The 17,608-nt window shown below is 57.3% G+C and carries 11 protein-coding genes; 1 reads left to right on the top strand and 10 read right to left on the bottom strand.

Annotated features, from left to right (window positions below; translation table 11 throughout):
- Positions 1-475 precede the first annotated feature (475 nt).
- Positions 476-4,189, top strand: coding sequence for a hypothetical protein (locus AP059_RS04900; protein ID WP_131811514.1), 3,714 nt, complete (start codon positions 476-478; stop codon positions 4,187-4,189).
- Between the two features lie 54 nt (positions 4,190-4,243).
- Here the strand turns inward: AP059_RS04900 and AP059_RS04895 are convergent, their stop codons facing one another.
- From AP059_RS04895 to AP059_RS04850, 10 genes are all read right to left on the bottom strand, one after another.
- Positions 4,244-5,266 (bottom strand): ABC transporter permease, encoded by a 1,023-nt coding sequence (locus AP059_RS04895; protein ID WP_059762147.1) that lies wholly within the window; start codon positions 5,264-5,266, stop codon positions 4,244-4,246.
- A 62-nt stretch (positions 5,267-5,328) separates the two neighbouring features.
- Positions 5,329-6,894, bottom strand: a complete 1,566-nt coding sequence (locus tag AP059_RS04890) for a sugar ABC transporter ATP-binding protein (protein ID WP_059762146.1) — start codon at positions 6,892-6,894, stop codon at positions 5,329-5,331.
- Positions 6,895-6,986: 92 nt separating this feature from the next.
- Positions 6,987-7,913, bottom strand: a complete 927-nt coding sequence (locus AP059_RS04885) for a sugar ABC transporter substrate-binding protein (protein ID WP_059762145.1) — start codon at positions 7,911-7,913, stop codon at positions 6,987-6,989.
- 131 nt (positions 7,914-8,044) lie between these two features.
- Positions 8,045-9,073, bottom strand: coding sequence for a Gfo/Idh/MocA family protein (locus tag AP059_RS04880; protein ID WP_059762144.1), 1,029 nt, complete (start codon positions 9,071-9,073; stop codon positions 8,045-8,047).
- A gap of 81 nt (positions 9,074-9,154) precedes the next feature.
- Positions 9,155-10,180, bottom strand: coding sequence for a Gfo/Idh/MocA family protein (locus AP059_RS04875; RefSeq protein WP_059762143.1), 1,026 nt, complete (start codon positions 10,178-10,180; stop codon positions 9,155-9,157).
- Between the two features lie 38 nt (positions 10,181-10,218).
- Entirely contained in the window at positions 10,219-12,156 is a 1,938-nt protein-coding gene (gene iolD, locus AP059_RS04870) for a 3D-(3,5/4)-trihydroxycyclohexane-1,2-dione acylhydrolase (decyclizing) (protein WP_059762142.1), read from the bottom strand.
- Positions 12,157-12,204: 48 nt separating this feature from the next.
- Positions 12,205-13,707, bottom strand: a complete 1,503-nt coding sequence (locus tag AP059_RS04865) for a CoA-acylating methylmalonate-semialdehyde dehydrogenase (RefSeq protein WP_059762141.1) — start codon at positions 13,705-13,707, stop codon at positions 12,205-12,207.
- Positions 13,708-13,728: 21 nt separating this feature from the next.
- Positions 13,729-14,538 (bottom strand): 5-deoxy-glucuronate isomerase, encoded by an 810-nt coding sequence (iolB, locus tag AP059_RS04860; protein ID WP_059762140.1) that lies wholly within the window; start codon positions 14,536-14,538, stop codon positions 13,729-13,731.
- The gene (gene iolE, locus AP059_RS04855; RefSeq protein ID WP_059762139.1) at positions 14,535-15,428 is read right to left on the bottom strand and encodes a myo-inosose-2 dehydratase; all 894 of its coding nucleotides are present in this window, start codon (positions 15,426-15,428) and stop codon (positions 14,535-14,537) included. The genes iolB and iolE overlap by 4 nt, the downstream gene beginning before the upstream one ends.
- Positions 15,429-15,507: 79 nt before the next feature.
- A complete protein-coding gene (locus AP059_RS04850) occupies positions 15,508-17,445 on the bottom strand; it encodes a bifunctional 5-dehydro-2-deoxygluconokinase/5-dehydro-2-deoxyphosphogluconate aldolase (RefSeq protein ID WP_059762138.1) in 1,938 nt (645 codons plus the stop codon).
- Positions 17,446-17,608: the final 163 nt, after the last annotated feature.

The raw sequence follows: 17,608 nt of genomic DNA, 5'->3' as shown, positions 1-17,608 counted from the left end.
CAGTTAGGTGCCATCTATTTCAAGCGCCACCCGGCACTCAATTTACGAGGGGCGGCAGTCTACGGCCGACTTATCGACTCAGCAACTGAAATGACAGCTATTTGTCCAGCAAAACCTGGAAAAAGACGAAAAACATGTCACGCAGGGGCTAATGGAGTGCGTTTATAGCAAGAAATTCAATGCCGCTTCAAAAAGAGCCGGGCACGGTGGACATAACTCCTCAACGATTTTCTGGGAACGATTTTCCTGACCAGCACTACACAGGATTCAACCGTCAGGTAGAGATTTTTTACTGAGACTGGCGAGTTAATCATCCAGTGAGTAACCCACAATGACCTTTGTACAAAGCCAGACAGGCGCGATTCACCCCACCCGTTCGATGGACACTGAACCTTCGGGCGCCGCAGGACAGTCTGTCCAACAACCGACCTCCACACAAAGTGGATCATCCCAACGTGACAGTGTCCCCGATTCAATGCTGGCACTCACGTACAGCAACGCTCTGCAATGGAATGGTTCAGCCCGGGCCTCCAACGGTCGATCCATCAAGATCGATGTACCGTCAATGTCAACGTTTGGTCAGTTACGTCATCAGCTCTCCAGTGGATTCAAAAGCCCTGCGTTCTCTAAATGGCTTAAGGAAAACAACTTTACCGACAATCCAAAAGTCAGCATGAGGTCTGACGGCTCTGTAGTGATCCAGGATTGGAAGGGAGGTGAAGCACTCAAAAGCGTGCTGCTCACCAACGTGGTTCAGGCGCAGCCTGTCGTGAATGCATTGAAAACCCACCCCACGATCCCAGGTGGATTCAGCCCACTGCACTACGATCCCGATTCAGCCTCATTGAATGAAATTGCCCAGTTTTACGGTGAAACCATTAGCAGCGACTTAGACGTTAACAAACAACGCGCTGAAACGATTGCCAGGAATCTAGGTTTTCAAGAATCGCAGGACAACACCCCGGCCCTTCATCGTCAGGATGACAAAGCGGAGCAAATGCCAAGTCCTCAGAATATTCAGTTAGGAGAGATGCTCAACCAGCGTACTTTGCTTACTGAATTAACCCGTATGGTGAATACCAAGACACTCGACCTGAACAAAACCATGGACATTGCGCCCAGCTCCCAGTTCACCCTCACAGGTAAATTCGCAGAGGATGAGACCGTGAGCGTTGCCCAGTTCATAACCGCCCATGGCTGGAAACTGCCTACAACCCAGGAAGAGTTGGCCAACCTGACCTCCACGCTTAAAGAACCACCGCTACAAAGCCCTCCCCATGGCAATTTTGGCGGTGGCCTGAGCTGGCCTATCGCGCTAAACACGCAACAACAAGAAGAAGTTAGGTTGGAGACAAAAAACCTCTTAAAAAAACATCTACCGGGTTTTGAAAGGGTGCTTGTGAACACAAACATATTTGATTGTTTGACGGAAGATGAGCACTGGAGACAAGCCGATGTGAGTGATCCTCGCAGTGTGCTAGCACAAATAATCAATACACCTGAAGCCCGAGCCCGTGGGCTCCTTCTACAAAACAAATTTGAGGCGGCCCCGAGCGCCACGAGTATCGATGATTGGCTCTTGACCTCAATGGCCTTGGCCATTGAGGAAAAAGTCAATGATCCTTCACCGGGCAAGCATAAGATCGCGGGATACGATCTAAGCCAGTCGAGTCATTGGGGCAAACCCCTTTCTTCAATAAAAGAAGGCCTGACGCAACACCTGATTGACACGCAAAGTGTGCATTTCGCAAACATGGCCCCCGTCGCAGCATTCATGCTTTTGTCACGCAAAGCGCCCGAGGTATTGGTCAAAGAAATTCCTGACGGCGTGACCTACGGCTCGCATACCTGGGTTGCCTTCAAAACAGCCGTCGACCGCATCGAAGCTCAGGCGCCGGGCAAAACGTCGATGATGAATTTTGCACAAGTCATGTTGCATGCTGATAAACCGCCGATCACCGAAGCAGGTGAGCGGATTGAGGATATCGCTAAAGAAGAAGCGATCATCACCTGGGGGGTTTGCAATGGAATGGTCGGAAAAAAAGACCTGTATATGCCTGACGAAGTGGTGACTATCAAACGCGCTTACAACGCACGCTTAAATCTGTTGATGGACGCATCCGACACCCGCAACCAGGCACTACCGAACAGAAAAATAATGGCCCTTGAGCAGCTGAGAAACATATACGGCAGCAGCACGAACTTTGACAAAAAAGTTTTTTACCAGAATCACATAAATCCGTCCATAGATGGCGGCGGGGGGAAAAATGACATTGCAGACGCGGGTCCTTATTCACTGCTCGATTTATGGGTGTCCGGCGAGTACGCCTCGCGTTTTAAAACCTGGCAGTCTACGGACAGCAGCATTAGCGTAAACCCTATGATCGCCTCCACTCAACCCACCAACGCTACCGTGTATGAAAACAAACTCTCTGAACACGCGACAGCCCTCAATCGGAGTATTGAAACACAAATAAAACTGCTCATTTCAAACCTGCCACTTGAAGATCGAAAAATAATAGAGCACGGTGAAATCAGCCTGTTTCGTCATATGGACGTCACCACGAACACTCACAGAATAATCGCGCGCGAGCCCGATACAACTAAACCGCTACTGCTTAACGTCAATTACAAAGGTGCCTATAGCACTTATGAAATAGACGGTCAGACAGGCAGTATTGTAAAACGACCTGAGCAGGGAAAAGTGAAGCCTGTAACGCTAGTGACGCCGGGGGGGTTCACCTCAGTTGATGCAAAAGCAACCGATATTGAACAGATCATACCGGTGCCAAACACACTCGGCCTGAACCCCCTTCAGGAACAAAATAATGAAAGCCGGTTAAATAGTTTTGACAGTGATCGAACTCAATTTATTGCCAACGCCGTGTTAAAACACGCTGACATTAAAGAGGCCATCAAAGATGTGGAAGGTGGCACAACGACGTTCGACACTGAAAGGCCGGCCACACGAGAGGCCTTGAAATTTTTCGCCCGAACCATCCCGTTTGTAAGCAGCATCGAGAATTTCATCAAGGGTGATAACGCGGGGGGAATTAGGGATCTCGTCATGGATGTCTTTGGCTTTATTGTCCCTGGACTCCCAGCCGGCAAAGCAGCAAGCGCCTTGGCGAAAGGCCTCTCTACGGCTGCGCGCACTCTCAGAATCGCCAGTAAAGTAGCCAAGGCTGTGTTGATAAGCGCCTCACCAACAGACCTGGCAACCGGTTTGGGAAGGTCGGTGATCGCCACAGGCAAAGCAATCAAACATGTTGGAACCCTTGCCATCAATCTCCTGAAGAGAGGTGAGCACATCACAGACTTATTCAAACTGGCAAAGAACAACGATATCGCACACGGCAGTATCAAATTAGCAAACAGGTCCGACGAGGTTATTCCTATAACCGCAAAATTCGAACCCACGACTGGCAAATGGCACGCTTATGATGTGCCCAACCAAAAATCCTATGGCCCCCCGCTCGAGAACTTTCAGCCACAAACTTCCTCGGTAAGCCAAGTGCCTGGGTCAACGCCCACCTTACTGGATGCAGGTTTGTCCCAAGACAACGTGATTTTTATGGGCGGCAGGATGAAAGATCTACAACTCGTCGCTAGTGAGGTGCATACCTTCACGGACACTTACAAAGGGACGCAACGACTTAATATCGTGGCGCATGGTAACGGCGCGTCTACACTCGATAGATTCTTGGGCGAAGGGACCAAGGTGTGGGTCGATGGCAAACCTCACGGCGTAGATAGTTTTATACAACTGCTGAAAAGCAAAGGCGTTGACCCCGCGAGTTTCGACAATGTCCGACTGCTGATATGCCACGCGGGAGAAGGTTATAAAGGTTTCGCATTTGCAGATCGCTTCCAGAAAGTCATCAGAAAACCCGTCAAAGCGTTCGAAGGACCCGTTGCACTGAAATACGGGTCAACACACATCACAGAAGAGAAAAATAGATTGGTCAAAGAATACTTACATTCCCATCCATACAACAGTCTGGAAAAAGCAGAATCAGAGGCTGAAAAAACACTGAAGAAGAGTTTTGTCTCTAATTTCGTTTATCCCGGCGTCGACAAACGCAACGGGGACATCGTCTCCATGGAAGTGGCGACTCTCGGGCAGCCTTCCAGATCTGAAAACAGGGTGGTCACTTACCTCCCCCGCCATTTCAATCGTTATCATTAATACCCACCGCTGGGGTCGCCATCGTTTGATGAAGACCCCAAACTCTGCACCCCTTCAGCGCTTGAGTTTGCGCTTGTTACGGTACTGATCGATCACCACCGCCACCACAATAATCAGGCCTTTGATGATGTCCTGAATGTAAGCGTCGACGCCGACAAAGGTGAACCCGCTGGCCATAACGCCCAGGATCAGTGCGCCGATCACCGTGCCGGTGATCCGCCCGACCCCACCCGCCAGACTGGTGCCGCCGATCACGGCTGCGGCGATTGCGTCCAGTTCATAAGACATGCCCATGCCCGCCTGCCCGGTGGCAGCCCGGGCGGAGGCGACAACGCCCGCCAGCCCTGCCAACAAACCCGCAATGCTGTAGACGATGATCAAGTGCCGTTTGACATTGATCCCCGAGGTGCGCGCCGCCTGCATGTTGCCGCCGATGGCGTAGGTGTATTTGCCGTATTTGGTGTAGCGCAGGGCGATGTGGAAGATCAGCGCCACCACCAGGAAAATAATCACCGGCATCGCGCCGTGGCCGATGGCCGTGTAGGAGTCTGAAAGCATGCTCACCGGCTGGCCTTCGGTGTAGTAACGCGCCAGACCACGGGCCGACACCATCATGCCGAGGGTAGCAATAAACGGCGGAATGCCGGTGATGGCAATGATGCTGCCGTTGATCGCGCCCGCCAGTAGCCCCACCCCCAGCCCCGCGACGACGGGTATCCACACCGGCAAGTCGGTCAATGACGGGAACACCGCACGGCTGAAGTCCGAAGTCTGCGCCAGGCTCGCGGCCACCATCGCCGAGAGTGCCAGCACCGAGCCGGATGACAGGTCAATGCCGGTGGTAATAATGACCTGAGTCACACCAATCGCCAGCAGCCCGATCACCGACACTTGCAAAATCATCAGCACCAGACGCTGAGAGTTCATCAAAAAGCTCTGATCGCGCACGATCCAGCCAAACACTTCAAACACCAGACCAATGCCGATCAGCACCAGAAAAATGCTCAGCTCGGTTGGAAACCGTCGACGGGACTTGGTCGAAGCCATGGCGGGTTTGTTTTCGGTTATTGCGTTCATGGACAGGTACCCTCTCACTCTGCTGTGCTACCGGCCCGGTTACAGCCAGCGCGCCGAAATGGTTAATGGTTTGCGCCAATGCCGGACGCCAGTTGCATCACCCGCTCCTGAGTCGCCTCGCTGCGGTCCAGCGTGCCCATCTGCTCACCTTCATGCATGACCATGACCCGGTCACTCATGCCCAACACCTCAGGCAGTTCCGAGGAAATCATGATCACGGCCATGCCTTCGCTGGCGAGAAAGGAGATCAGGCGGTAAATCTCGACCTTGGCGCCGACGTCGATACCCCGGGTCGGCTCATCGAGAATCAGCAAACGCGGGTGGGTCATCAGCCACCGCGCAAGCAGGGCTTTTTGCTGGTTGCCGCCCGAGAGTGTGTCGATGCATTGTTCGAGTGAAGGGGTTTTGACCCGCAGCTTTTTGCACATGTCTTCGCACAGGGCACGCAGGGCTTTCTGCTGGATGAAGCCCTTGCCGACGTAATGCGGCAGGATCGCCATTTCCATGTTCTCCAGCACCGACAGGCACGGGAACAGTCCGGTCAACTTGCGGTCTTCAGTGAGCAGCGCAAAGCCCTTTTCAATCGCCATTTGGGGGCTGGAGACCCGCACTGGCTGACCGTCGAGTTGAATGTCACCGCCATCACTGGGGGTGATGCCAAAAAGCGTTTCAGCCACATTGGTGCGCCCCGACCCCATAAGCCCGGCGATGCCCAGGATCTCACCCGCATGCAAGTCGAATGAAACGCCTTTGAACACACCCTCCAGACGCAAATCACGCACCGACAGCAGCAACTCGCCCACCGGGTTTTCACGCACCGGAAACAACTGGGTCAGCTCACGGCCGACCATCATCGAGATCAGGCTGTCGCTGTCCATGCTATCGGCGCGTTGCAGGCCGATGTAGGTGCCGTCCCGAAACACCGCGACTTCATCGGCGATGGCAAACACTTCGTTCATTTTGTGGGTGATGTAAATGATGCCTTTGCCCTGCGCCTTGAGGTCGGCAATGATCGAAAACAGGTGAGTGACTTCTTTGTCGGTAATGGCCGATGTCGGCTCGTCCATGATCAGGATGTCCGAGTCGTACGACACCGCCTTGGCAATCTCGACCATCTGACGTTCGGCGATGCTCAGGTTGCCCACCAGCTCTTGCGGGTCGAGGTTGATGCGCAAGCGTTCGAGCAATTGCGCGGTACAGCGGAACATTTGCTTGTGGTCAATCATGCGCAGGCCATTGAGCTGCTCGCGACCGATCCAGATGTTCTCGGCAATGTTCATGTGCGGCATCAGGTTGAGTTCCTGATGGATCATTGCAATACCCGCTTGCAACGCGGCCAGCGGGCCGTTGAAGGTCACAGGCTTGCCGCGCAACCTTAACTCGCCCGCATCAGGCTGATAAATGCCTGCAATGATTTTCATCAGCGTGGATTTACCCGCGCCGTTTTCACCCATCAGTGCCAGCACGGAGCCTGGACGCACGCGCAGTTGCACGTCATCCAGCGCAATGACACCGGGAAACCCCTTGCTGACATTGACCACTTCCAACAGATACGGCGCAGCGGCCGTGAAGGCGGTGGGAGCAGGTGCCACAGCCCGGGTGCTTGATACAGTCGCTGACGCGAGCATAGTCAATACTCCTCAGATGCCCCGGTCAGTGGCCGAGACAGTGGGCAAGGCGCATGCCTCGCCACTTATTGTTGTTATGGATGAGTTGGCGACTACTTGAAGTCTTTGACGTTGTCTTGGGTGATGAGCTGGAACGGCACCCAGACGGCTTGTTCAACCGGTTCTTTGTTGATCATTTTCATCGCCGTCTCGACTGAGCGGTAGGCTTGCTTTTTAGCGTCCTGAAACACCGACAGCACCAGCTCGCCCTTCTCCACCGCGCGTACGCCGTCCGGTGTGCCATCGACGCCCGCGATCAGCACACTGCCTTTAGCGACACCCGCCTGTTTGAGTGCCATGGCGGCACCGATGGCCATTTCGTCATTGTTGGAAACCACCGCGTCAAACTGACGGCCCTGGGTGATCCAGTCATTGGTCAGGGTCATGGCCTTGTCGCGCAACCAGATACCGGTTTGCTCTTGATCGACTTTGATCTCCGGGTACTTGGCCAGTACTTCTTTCACACCTTTGGTGCGGTTGATGGTGGAGTTATTGGCCAGATCCCCGAGCAGAATCACGATATCGCCCTTACCGCCCAGTTTGTCGGCCAGGTACTGCATCTGCATTCTCCCGGCTTCAAAATCATCGGAGGCGACAGTGGCAACGCCTTGGGGCAAGTTCTGATCGTCCGGGCGACGGTTGACGTATACCAGCGGGATACCGGCTTTAACGGCCGCCTCGGTGATGCGTTTGGTGGCAGCGGTGTCGACCGGGTTAACCACAATGGCATCGACTTTTTGACCGATGAAGCTTTCAACCTGGCTCAGTTGCTTGACCACGTCAGCGCGCGCGTCTTCAAACTGCAACTGCACGCTTTCGGGGTAGGTTTTGGCTTTTTCGTTCATCGATTCACGCAAGTACGTGAGGTAGGTGTCATCAAACTGCGACATGCTCACGCCGATCTTGATGTCCGCCAGGGCAGCGCCGCTGGCAAACAGCACAGACAGGGCAAGGGATGCGATACGTAGGCTGTGTTTCATTGCGGCAGTCTCCACATTCTTGTTGGTTTTATAGATGCGGTACTTGGTGTCGATTCACTGAAATCGACTCTATTGGAAAATAATTTCCATATCAACCTATTTTAGAATTTTAAAGCGCAACATTTCTATTTTTATTCCGCGCCCAACGTGATCACTTTGCAGGTGCGTGCGCTGGTTCGCGCCGCGTCCAGCACACGCAAAGCCTGCAACACCTGCTGTGGCGCGACCGGCACCTGGCCCGCGCCTTGTACGGCGCCGATCATGCGTTGGTAAAAGCGCTGCCAGCCACCGTGCTCGGTGGGCACGCGCTCGCGTTCATCACCGTGCTCGAACCACCCCCAGCGGCGATGCTCTTCGGCGCCCCAGCGTTCGCCTTCGGTTTTGGGGGTACGCCCGGCAAGCACCGCCGCCTCCTGACCATCCAGCCCTTCAACGCTATAGCTACCCAAAGAGCCGCTGACGCGAAAACGCGGGCGCGGGCTGTTTTGCAGCACACTGGCGCCAAGGTGGGAGATCACGCCATTGTCATGGGTCAACGCCATAAAAAAGCTGTGATCGACCTCTGGATGCTCAGCGCTGTATGCCAGCTCGGCATACACCGAGGTCACCGGGCCAAACAGTTGCAGCGCCTGATCAACTTGGTGACTGCCCAGATCGCGCAGCACACCACCGCCACTGGCATTGCCCACCGACTCTGGCGAGAAGCGCTCGATGAACGACTCAAAGCGTGTGACGACGCCCAATGCACCCGCCTCAAGCAATTTGCGCACCGTGAGAAAGTCCGAGTCCCAGCGCCGGTTTTGATACACGCTCAACAGCACACCCTGGCGCAAGGCGGCGTCTATCATCAGTTGAGCGTGCCGGGTGTCGGCGGCAAAAGGCTTGTCACTGACCACCGCGATGCCCAGCTCGATGGCTTGCATGACCAGCTCGGGTCGCCCTTGCAACGGCGTGGATATGACTAACAGATCAACCCCCGCCTCGACTAACTGCGCCAGTGTGTCGAACGCCTTGACGCCCGGGTAATCGCTGGCCAGCCGTTGGCGTCGCTCGGCAGAACGCGTGACCACGCCAGCAAACGTCACACCCGCCAGGCTGGCGATCAAAGGGGCATGAAAAAAACGGCCGCCGTGGCCAAAACCGACAAGTCCTATGCGCATGGCAACCTCTCCTTAAAAAACCGAACATGCCACCCGCAGGCGCTGGCGCAATCTGCACCAGCTCCTGCGGGGGATGGTTTGTTAGCCGTAAAAATGCGGGCGTGGCGCCAGTTCAACGTTCACAATCGCCCCGCTGCCCTGCGCTTCAATGCACGCATCCGCGGCAACGGCAGCCGCAAAGCCGTCCCAGGCCGATGGCCCACCCACCCGGCCTGCTCGCACGCCATCAATAAAGGCTTGCAACTCGACGTCGTAGGCCGCGATAAAGCGGTCTTTCCAGTCCATCAAAATCGCATTCGACAGCTTGGCGCCGCTGCGCAATTGCACCTGCGAAGGCTCTGGCAATTTGGCGATACCGGTCTCGCCCACCACTTCGCATTGAATGTCGTAGCCGTACTGACAATTGACGAACACTTCCACATCAATGCGCGTGCCTTTGGCGGTTTCAAGCAACACGATTTGCGGGTCGCGCAAATGGGCCAGGGCTTTGCTGGTTTTACGCGGGAAGACCACTTGCACCGACACAAAGTCGTCGTCGAGCAGCCAGCGCAACACATCCAGTTCATGGATCAGCGTGTCCGTGATGACCATGTCGGTTTTGTAGTTTTCACCCACGCGCGGGTTGCGGTGCGCGCAGTGCAGCATCAGCGGTTCGCCAATCTGCCCGCTGTCGATCACGGCTTTGAGTGCCTGATAACCGGCGTCGTACGGGCGCATGAAGCCCACTTGCACCAAACGCCTGCCCTGCGCGATTTCAGCGTCGACGATGTTGCGGCAACCTGCTGCGGTGACCGCCAGGGGTTTTTCGCAAAACACCGGCTTGCCGGCCTTGATCGCGGCCAGCACAAACTCTTCGTGGCTCGGCCCCCAGGACGTCACTAACACCGCGTCCACTTCGGCGGCATTGATCAGCGCGTGACCATCCGGGTACACCTCGGCGGTCAGCCCCAGCTCAGCCACCACGTCGGCGGCCTGTTGCAGGTTGATATCCGTGACCGCAACTACCTGGCTATTGAGCAAGGTCCGGCTGCAACGGCGGATGTGATCGCGACCGATTGCGCCCGTACCAATGACGCCTAACTTCAACGCTTGGGTGTTCAAAGACATGTGCAGACTCCTGTTGGATGGATGAGCGCGCGTTGCAATCAATACTGCCGCGCGTTGGCGAGCTGACGGTTGAGGTGCTCAGCGGCCTGGGCCGTACGGGCGCTGGTGGACACTTGCGCAACGCCCACGCGCCACCACGAGAGATAGCCGTGGATCATGGTTTTGGGCAGCACTTTGATGTCGATCAGCGTCGATACCGTTTGCACGCGCGCATCGGCCAGCGCCGCATCCAGTTGTTCAAGGGTGCTGACCTTGTAGGTCTTGCAGCCATACGCGGCCGCGCTCATGGCGAAGTCCACGGGCACCAGGGCACCATCGAGCTTGCCGGTTTCAGGGTTACGGAACCGGAACTCGGTGCCGAAGCTGTCCATGCCGTTACCCATTTGCAGGTTGTTGATACAGCCGAAGGCCATGTTATCGAGCAGCACCACGTTGATTTTTTGCCGTTCCTGAATCGACGTTGCCAACTCGGAGTGCAGCATCATGTAAGAGCCATCGCCGACAAAGGCGTACACCTCGCGCTTAGGCTCGGCCAGCTTGACCCCCAGCGCCGCGTTCACTTCATAGCCCATGCACGAGTATCCATATTCCACGTGATAGGTATTCACCCCTTTGCTGCGCCATGCCCGCTGCAAGTCACCGGGCAAGCTGCCAGCGGCCGCCACAATAATTGCGTCGTCTGCCAGCGTGCGGTTGAGCACGCCCAGCACCTGGCTCTGGGTCAGGCAGGAACCGGTCAGCTCGATAAACTCGCGCAGCACGGCCGGGTCCATGTGGTCACTGATTTCAGGGGTGAAGTCCGGTTGCTGATAGTCGACCTGATACACCCGGTCGACTTCGGCCTGCAATTGCGCCCTGGCCTGTTGCGGCGCGTCGCCCCAGCCCGACCGATAGCCGCTCGCGGACAACGCCTGGCCCAGCGCTTCAAGCCCCGCCAGCGCATCGGCAATCAGTTGCACGCCATCGAGTTTGAGTGCGTCGCAGGGGCTGACGTTGAGGTTGAGAAATTCCACATCGGGGTGCTGGAACAGCGACTTGGATGACGTGGTGAAGTCGGTGTAACGGGTGCCGATGCCAATGATCAGGTCCGCCTGGGGCGCCAGCAGGTTGGCCGCCAGACAGCCGGTTTCCCCGATTCCGCCCATGTTCAGCGGGTGCGCCGAGACGATGGCACTCTTGCCGGCCTGGGTTTCGGCGAACGGGATAGCAAAACGTTCAGCAAACGCCTGCAAGGCCGCGTTGGCGCCCGCGTATTTGACCCCGCCGCCGCAGATGATCAACGGCGTGCGCTTGCGCTGCATCAGTGCCTGCGCATCTCCCAGCATCGCGGGTGTCGGCAAACGCCGGTCGATACGGTGCACGCGTTTTTGCAGGAAGTAATCGGGGTAATCGTAAGCCTCAGCCTGCACGTCTTGGGGCAAGGCCAAGGTCACAGCGCCGGTTTCCGCTGGGTCGGTCAATACGCGCATGGCGTGAATCGCGGCGCTCATCAATTGCTCGGGACGGTTGATCCGGTCCCAGTACTTACTCACCGCCTTGAACGCATCGTTGGTACTGATGCTCAGGTCGTGGAACTGCTCGATCTGTTGCAACACCGGGTCAGGCTGACGGCTGGCGTACACATCGCCCGGCAGCAATAGCAGCGGAATCCGGTTAGCGGTGGCCGTGGCAGCCGCGGTGATCAGGTTGGCCGCCCCCGGCCCGACGGAGGCGGTGCAAGCGTAGATCTTGCGCCGCAGGTGTTGCTTGGCAAACCCGATGGCGGCGTGAGCCATGCCTTGTTCGTTACGGCCCTGATGCACCTGCAGATCACCGCTGTCCTGTTCCAGCGCCTGGCCCAGCCCCAGCACATTGCCGTGACCAAAAATCGTAAACACCCCGGCCACAAATTTGCTCTGGACCCCATCGACCTCCACGTATTGGTTGTCGAGAAATTTCACCAGAGCCTGGGCCATGGTCAGTCGTGTCGTACTCATGTCTGCACCCTTGAACATGCACAGCCGCTACACGCGCTGTGGCTGGAATTATTTGGCAGTGGGCATGCTGAACTCGGGGCCTTTGGCGATGCTGTCCGGCCAGCGCTGCATCACGCTTTTGTAACGGCTGTAAAAGCGCAGGCCCTCTTCGCCGTAGGCGTGGTGGTCGCCAAACAGTGAGCGCTTCCAGCCACCAAATGAGTGCCAGGCCATCGGCACCGGAATCGGTACGTTAATCCCCACCATCCCGACCTTGATCGTGCGCGCAAACGCCCGGGCCACACCGCCATCACGGGTGAAACAGGACACGCCATTGCCAAATTCGTGAGCATTGATCAGCGCCACGGCGCTGGCAAAGTCAGGGACCCGGACGATCCCCAGCACCGGGCCGAATATTTCCTGCTGGTAGATGCTCATTGCCGGGGTGACCCGGTCAAACAGCGTGGCTCCCACAAAAAAACCTCGCTCGGCGCCCGGTACTTCAAGCCCGCGTCCATCCACCACCAGGTGTGCGCCCTGGGCCACGCCCTGATCGATAAAGCCAATGACCTTGGCTTTGTGTTCGGCCGTTACCAACGGCCCCATTTCACTCTCAGGGTGCAGGCCGTTGCCCACTTTGAGCCGGTCAATGCGCGGCAGCAGCTTCTCGATCAGTTGATCAGCCACCTCGCCCACGGCCACGGCAATTGATATCGCCATGCAGCGTTCCCCGGCAGAACCGTAGGCGGCGCCCATGAGCGCGTCGGCGGCCTGATCGAGGTCGGCATCGGGCATCACGATCATGTGGTTTTTAGCCCCGCCCAGTGCCTGAACCCGTTTGCCGCGTGCAGTGCCCTGCTGGTAGATGTACTCGGCAATCGGGGTCGAACCCACAAAGGAAATGGCTTCAATGTCCGGGTGCTGTAGCAGCGCGTCGACCGCGCTTTTATCGCCTTGCACCACATTGAACACGCCATCGGGCAAACCTGCCTCGGTTAACAGGCGCGCCATCAACAGGCTGGCAGACGGGTCTCGCTCGGACGGTTTGAGAATGAAGCAATTGCCCGTCACCAGTGCCAGCGGAATCATCCACAGCGGCACCATCACCGGGAAGTTGAAGGGCGTGACGCCTGCGCATACACCCAATGGCTGGCGCAGGTTCCAATTGTCGATATCGCCGCCAATGTTGTCGCTGAAATCAGTTTTGAGCAGCGTCGGCGCACCGCACGCGTACTCAACGATTTCAATACCACGGGTCACTTCACCCTTGGCATCGGAAAACACCTTGCCGTGTTCGCGGCAAATGATCTGCGCCAACGCGTCGTGATGCTCGTCCAGCAGTTGCTTGAATTTGAACATGACCCGCGCACGCCGCAGCGACGACTGCTCGGCCCAGGCCGGAAATGCCTTGAGTGCGCTGGCCACGGCGGCATCCACGGTTTGCTGGCTGGCCAGCGCCACGTGCGCTTGCACGCTACCGGTGGCCGGGTTGAACACCTCGCGCAAACGCTCGCTGCCTGCGTCTTGAACGTGGCCGTCAAGGTAATGGCCAATAATCGGGGTCGTGCTCATTGTTGTTGTGCTCCCAAAAGGTCAAAGATCCATCAGCCAGCTGTGCTGCGGGTCGTTGTGAAATTGCCAGACCCGCTTGGGCCCTGCCATCACGTTTAAGTAATAGGACTCGTAACCGTAAGGCACGCTCACCGGGTGATAGCCCTTGGGCACGACCACCAGGTCGCTGTTTTCCACCGCCATTGCCTGGTCAAGGCTGCGATCGTCGGTGTACACCCGCTGGAACACAAAGCCTTGCGCGGGGTTGATCTGGTGGTAATAGGTTTCTTCGAGAAAGCTTTGGTGTGGCAGGTCGTCAGTGTCGTGCTTGTGCGGCGGGTAGCTGGACGAATGCCCGGACGGGGTACGCACCTCGACCACCAGCAGCGAGTGCGCCGGTTCGGTGTCCGGCAAGATGTCGCACACATAACGGGTATTGGCGCCTTTGCCGCGCACGCTGCGCTTCATGCTCTGGGGGCTGATCAGTCGCGGACCAAGGCCCGCAGTGGCCGAGCCAGGGGCTGCGCACACCGCGATTTGCACGTCGCTCAGGGCCTGCACGCTGGCTTGACTGCCGGGCGGTAAATACGCGGCAAACGGGGACTTATCGTCGAACACCGACAGGCGATCGCCAATGTCCGGCCAGTTGAAAGCGCCCTGCTCCGGTGCTTCGCCACCGATGCTGACCCGACCGCTGAGCAGCACCAGGCACAGCTCCTGGTCCCCGGCCGCCACCGGCAAGGTTTCACCTGCCTTGAGCCGGTAAGCGCTGAACCCCACGTATTGCAAAGCACCCGGCGGCAGTTGCACCACCGTTTGACCAGCGGCCTGGCTTTTGATCAGCAAACTCATGAACTGACCCTCGCGTCCAGCAACGCGCGCAGGGTTTGATAGCCTTTTTGCGCATAGGCAAAACTCGGCGCGACGGCCGGGTCCTGCTCGGCTTCAACCACCAGCCAGCCGTGGTAATCGGCCGCCAGCAACACGTCCAGCAGCTCGGCAAAATCAATGTCGCCATCGCCCGGCACCGTAAAAGTGCCGTTGATGATGCAGTCCGGAAAGCTCCACAGGTGGTTGCGCGCCAGTTGCACCACCGGTTTGCGCACGTCCTTGAAATGCACATGGCAAACACGGCCGATGTGCTTGCGCAGTACCTCCACGGGTTCGCCGCCGCCCATGTAGCAGTGGCCCGCGTCGAATAACAGGCCGACTTCAGGGCCGGTCAGACGCATCAAAGTGTCGATATCGGACGGTGATTCAACGTAAGCGCCCATGTGATGGTGATACGCCAGACGAATGCCCTGCGACAGGGTGAAGCGCGCCAACTCGTTGAGCTTGTCGGCGTATGCCTGCCAGGCCTGTTCGCTGTGAAAACGCGGGCGCTCGATCAGGGGAATGCGCTGGCCCTGAATCGAGTCGGCGACTTCGCCATACACCAGCACCGTGGCACCGTTTTGCGCCAGCAGTTGCACATGGCTGGCAATGGCGTCGATTTCTTGCGCGGCCGAACGTTGGGCCAGACGGCTGGAGTACCAGCCCGACACCAGCGCCAAATCATAGGGGCGCAGCACGTCGCCCACGCCCTTTGCGTCTTTGGGGAACTTGCCGTTGAGTTCAAAGCCTTCGTAACCGATTTGCTTACCCTCACTGAGGGCGGTGCTCAATGGGGTCTCGCCGCCCAGCGACGGCAAGTCATCGTTACTCCAGGAAATCGGGTTGATGCCAATACGGATAGCGGGCATGGCTGCACCTATTATTGTTGTCTAAGTAAGTCTCTGGCAGTGACCGCCCGCCAGCACGTGCGGGCCTTGCGACGCAGGCTCAGCGGCGAGCGGCTTGCCAGGCGTCAATCAACTGCACAAAGGTGCGCTGCACGTGCTCAATCAGCGTCGCATCGTCGATTTCACCGGCCAGCCAGGCGCGACCGGGTTCCTGAAAAATCGTGCGTCCCACGGCAAAGCCCCGGCAGGTGGTACTGTTGCGAGCGTGGCCAAAACCTTCAGCCAGCGCCGCCGCCGGAGCATTCAAGCCCAGCAGCAGCACGCCACGGCAATACGGATCTCGCGCTTGAATCAGCGCATCGAGTTGTTGCCAGACCGCAGGGGTTTGCGCCTCGATTTTCCACCACGCCGGGTAGATCCCCAGGTTGTACAAGCGCTTGATGGCGCGGTACATCACATCGGGGAAGGTCGAGGGGTGGTCTTTGGGCGGAATGATTTCCAGCAGCAGTTCGTGACCGCTGGCCAATGACGCCTGATACAGCCCTTTGATTTGTGCCTCCTGCTCCAGTCGCAGCATTGGCTCATCGTCGGGATGGAACTGCACCAGGCATTTGATGATGTGTTCTTGCGGCCAGGCAATCAGGTTGCTGCCAATCGAGCGCCCGTGCTCAAACGCCAACGGCCTGGAGCCTTGCACTTCAACCGGGCGGGCGATCCACCAGCCTCGACCGGTGGCTGCATTGAGCGAGTCCTGACCGAAACGCTGGTCAGCCAGCAAGCCGACATCGGCGTCGATGCCACGTTGGCGCACGTCGGTTTCAACCTGCTCCACGGCTTTGATGAACAACTGCTTCAACGCGCAAATGCTGGCGTGATCCCGGCCATATTGCTGCGCCATTTCCAGCAACTGCCAGCGATGGTCGAACGCGAACACAAACAGCTGTTGCCACTGTTTGCGCGGCACGCTGACTTGATGCAAACGCTGCAAGGCTTGGTCTTGGTCTGGCCGGGTAATGGGCACCGGGCTATTAAACAGGTAATCGAGTTCGGCGCGGGTCGGCATGGCGGGGGCGCACGCATGGCGCGATACCACCAGTGCACCGCAGGCATTGGCAAGCTGGCAGCAGCGCTCGTCGGTGGCATCTTCCAGCCAGCCACTCAGGAAGCCCGACATGAAAGCATCGCCTGCCCCCAGCACATTGAGCACTTCGACACGTACGCCGGGGTAAATGGCGCCGTCTTCCAGACGGGCCGGGATCGGGCCGTGAATCACCGTGCAACCTTGCGGCCCCAACTTGACCACCAGTGCCGCGTCCGTCAGCGAACGTACTTTACGCAGGGCCGCCAGCAAGTCTGTACCACCACCTGCAATCAGAAACTCTTCTTCGGTGCCGACGATCAAGTCAAAGCGCGGCAGAATCGACTGTACATGGGCGCTGACAGTCTCATTCGCGACAAAACGGGTTTCGCCATCCGCCTTGCCGGCCAAGCCCCACAGCACCGGGCGATAGTCGATGTCGAGGACACGCCGGACGTTGTGTTGTTCGGCGTATTCGAGCGCCTTGAGACTGGCCTGATACACGCCTTCAGTAGAAAAATGAGTACCGGTAATCAGTAACGCTTTGCTGGTGCCTATAAAGGCCGGGTCAATGTCATCTGCGCGCAGGGCCATGTCGGCACAGTTTTCACGGTAGAACACCAGGGGGAAGGTTTCGCGGTCTTTGAGGCCCAGCAGCACCAGGGCCGTGAGACGTTGCGCATCGACTTTGACAGCGCTGACGTCACAGCCCTCGCGGGTCAACGATTCGAGCAAAAAGCGCCCCATGTGGTCGTCACCCACCCGGCTCAACATCGCTGAACGCAACCCCAGGCGCGCCGTGCCAAAAGCAATATTGGCTGAAGAGCCACCCAGGTACTTGGCAAAACTGCTGACGTCTTCGAGCCGCGCTCCGACTTGTTGCGCGTAGAGGTCGACGCCCAGGCGTCCAAGGCAGATCAGATCCAAATCACGCCCTGTGGCAAAACGAGTCTGTCCCATGGTGGCTCCTGTTATTTTTATCAGCCTGCGCTCATCACCTCACTCGGCCCGAGCGCTCTTCGTGAATCGAAGACTAAAACGTCGCTGCGAAATAAACAATATTTATTCCATATAATTTTAATGTAGAATTTTTGTTCCAGAATGGTCCTGCCTTGTTTTTTTA

Origin of the sequence: Pseudomonas sp. TAA207 (assembly GCF_001529285.1) — a bacterium.
GTDB classification, from domain to species: Bacteria; Pseudomonadota; Gammaproteobacteria; order Pseudomonadales; family Pseudomonadaceae; genus Aquipseudomonas; species Aquipseudomonas weihenstephanensis.
This window is presented reverse-complemented; position numbering and strand designations above follow the sequence as displayed.

What these genes read in the sequence shown, in the direction of transcription:
- AP059_RS04850 (WP_059762138.1), bottom strand. Translation starts at nt 17,445, where the DNA reads ATGGGACAGACTCGTTTTGCCACAGGGCGTGATTTGGATCTGATCTGC.
- AP059_RS04880 (WP_059762144.1), bottom strand. Translation starts at nt 9,073, where the DNA reads ATGCGCATAGGACTTGTCGGTTTTGGCCACGGCGGCCGTTTTTTTCAT.
- iolD (WP_059762142.1), bottom strand. Translation starts at nt 12,156, where the DNA reads ATGAGTACGACACGACTGACCATGGCCCAGGCTCTGGTGAAATTTCTC.
- AP059_RS04865 (WP_059762141.1), bottom strand. Translation starts at nt 13,707, where the DNA reads ATGAGCACGACCCCGATTATTGGCCATTACCTTGACGGCCACGTTCAA.
- AP059_RS04900 (WP_131811514.1), top strand. Translation starts at nt 476, where the DNA reads ATGCTGGCACTCACGTACAGCAACGCTCTGCAATGGAATGGTTCAGCC.
- AP059_RS04885 (WP_059762145.1), bottom strand. Translation starts at nt 7,913, where the DNA reads ATGAAACACAGCCTACGTATCGCATCCCTTGCCCTGTCTGTGCTGTTT.
- AP059_RS04890 (WP_059762146.1), bottom strand. Translation starts at nt 6,894, where the DNA reads ATGCTCGCGTCAGCGACTGTATCAAGCACCCGGGCTGTGGCACCTGCT.
- AP059_RS04895 (WP_059762147.1), bottom strand. Translation starts at nt 5,266, where the DNA reads ATGAACGCAATAACCGAAAACAAACCCGCCATGGCTTCGACCAAGTCC.
- AP059_RS04875 (WP_059762143.1), bottom strand. Translation starts at nt 10,180, where the DNA reads ATGTCTTTGAACACCCAAGCGTTGAAGTTAGGCGTCATTGGTACGGGC.
- iolE (WP_059762139.1), bottom strand. Translation starts at nt 15,428, where the DNA reads ATGCCCGCTATCCGTATTGGCATCAACCCGATTTCCTGGAGTAACGAT.
- iolB (WP_059762140.1), bottom strand. Translation starts at nt 14,538, where the DNA reads ATGAGTTTGCTGATCAAAAGCCAGGCCGCTGGTCAAACGGTGGTGCAA.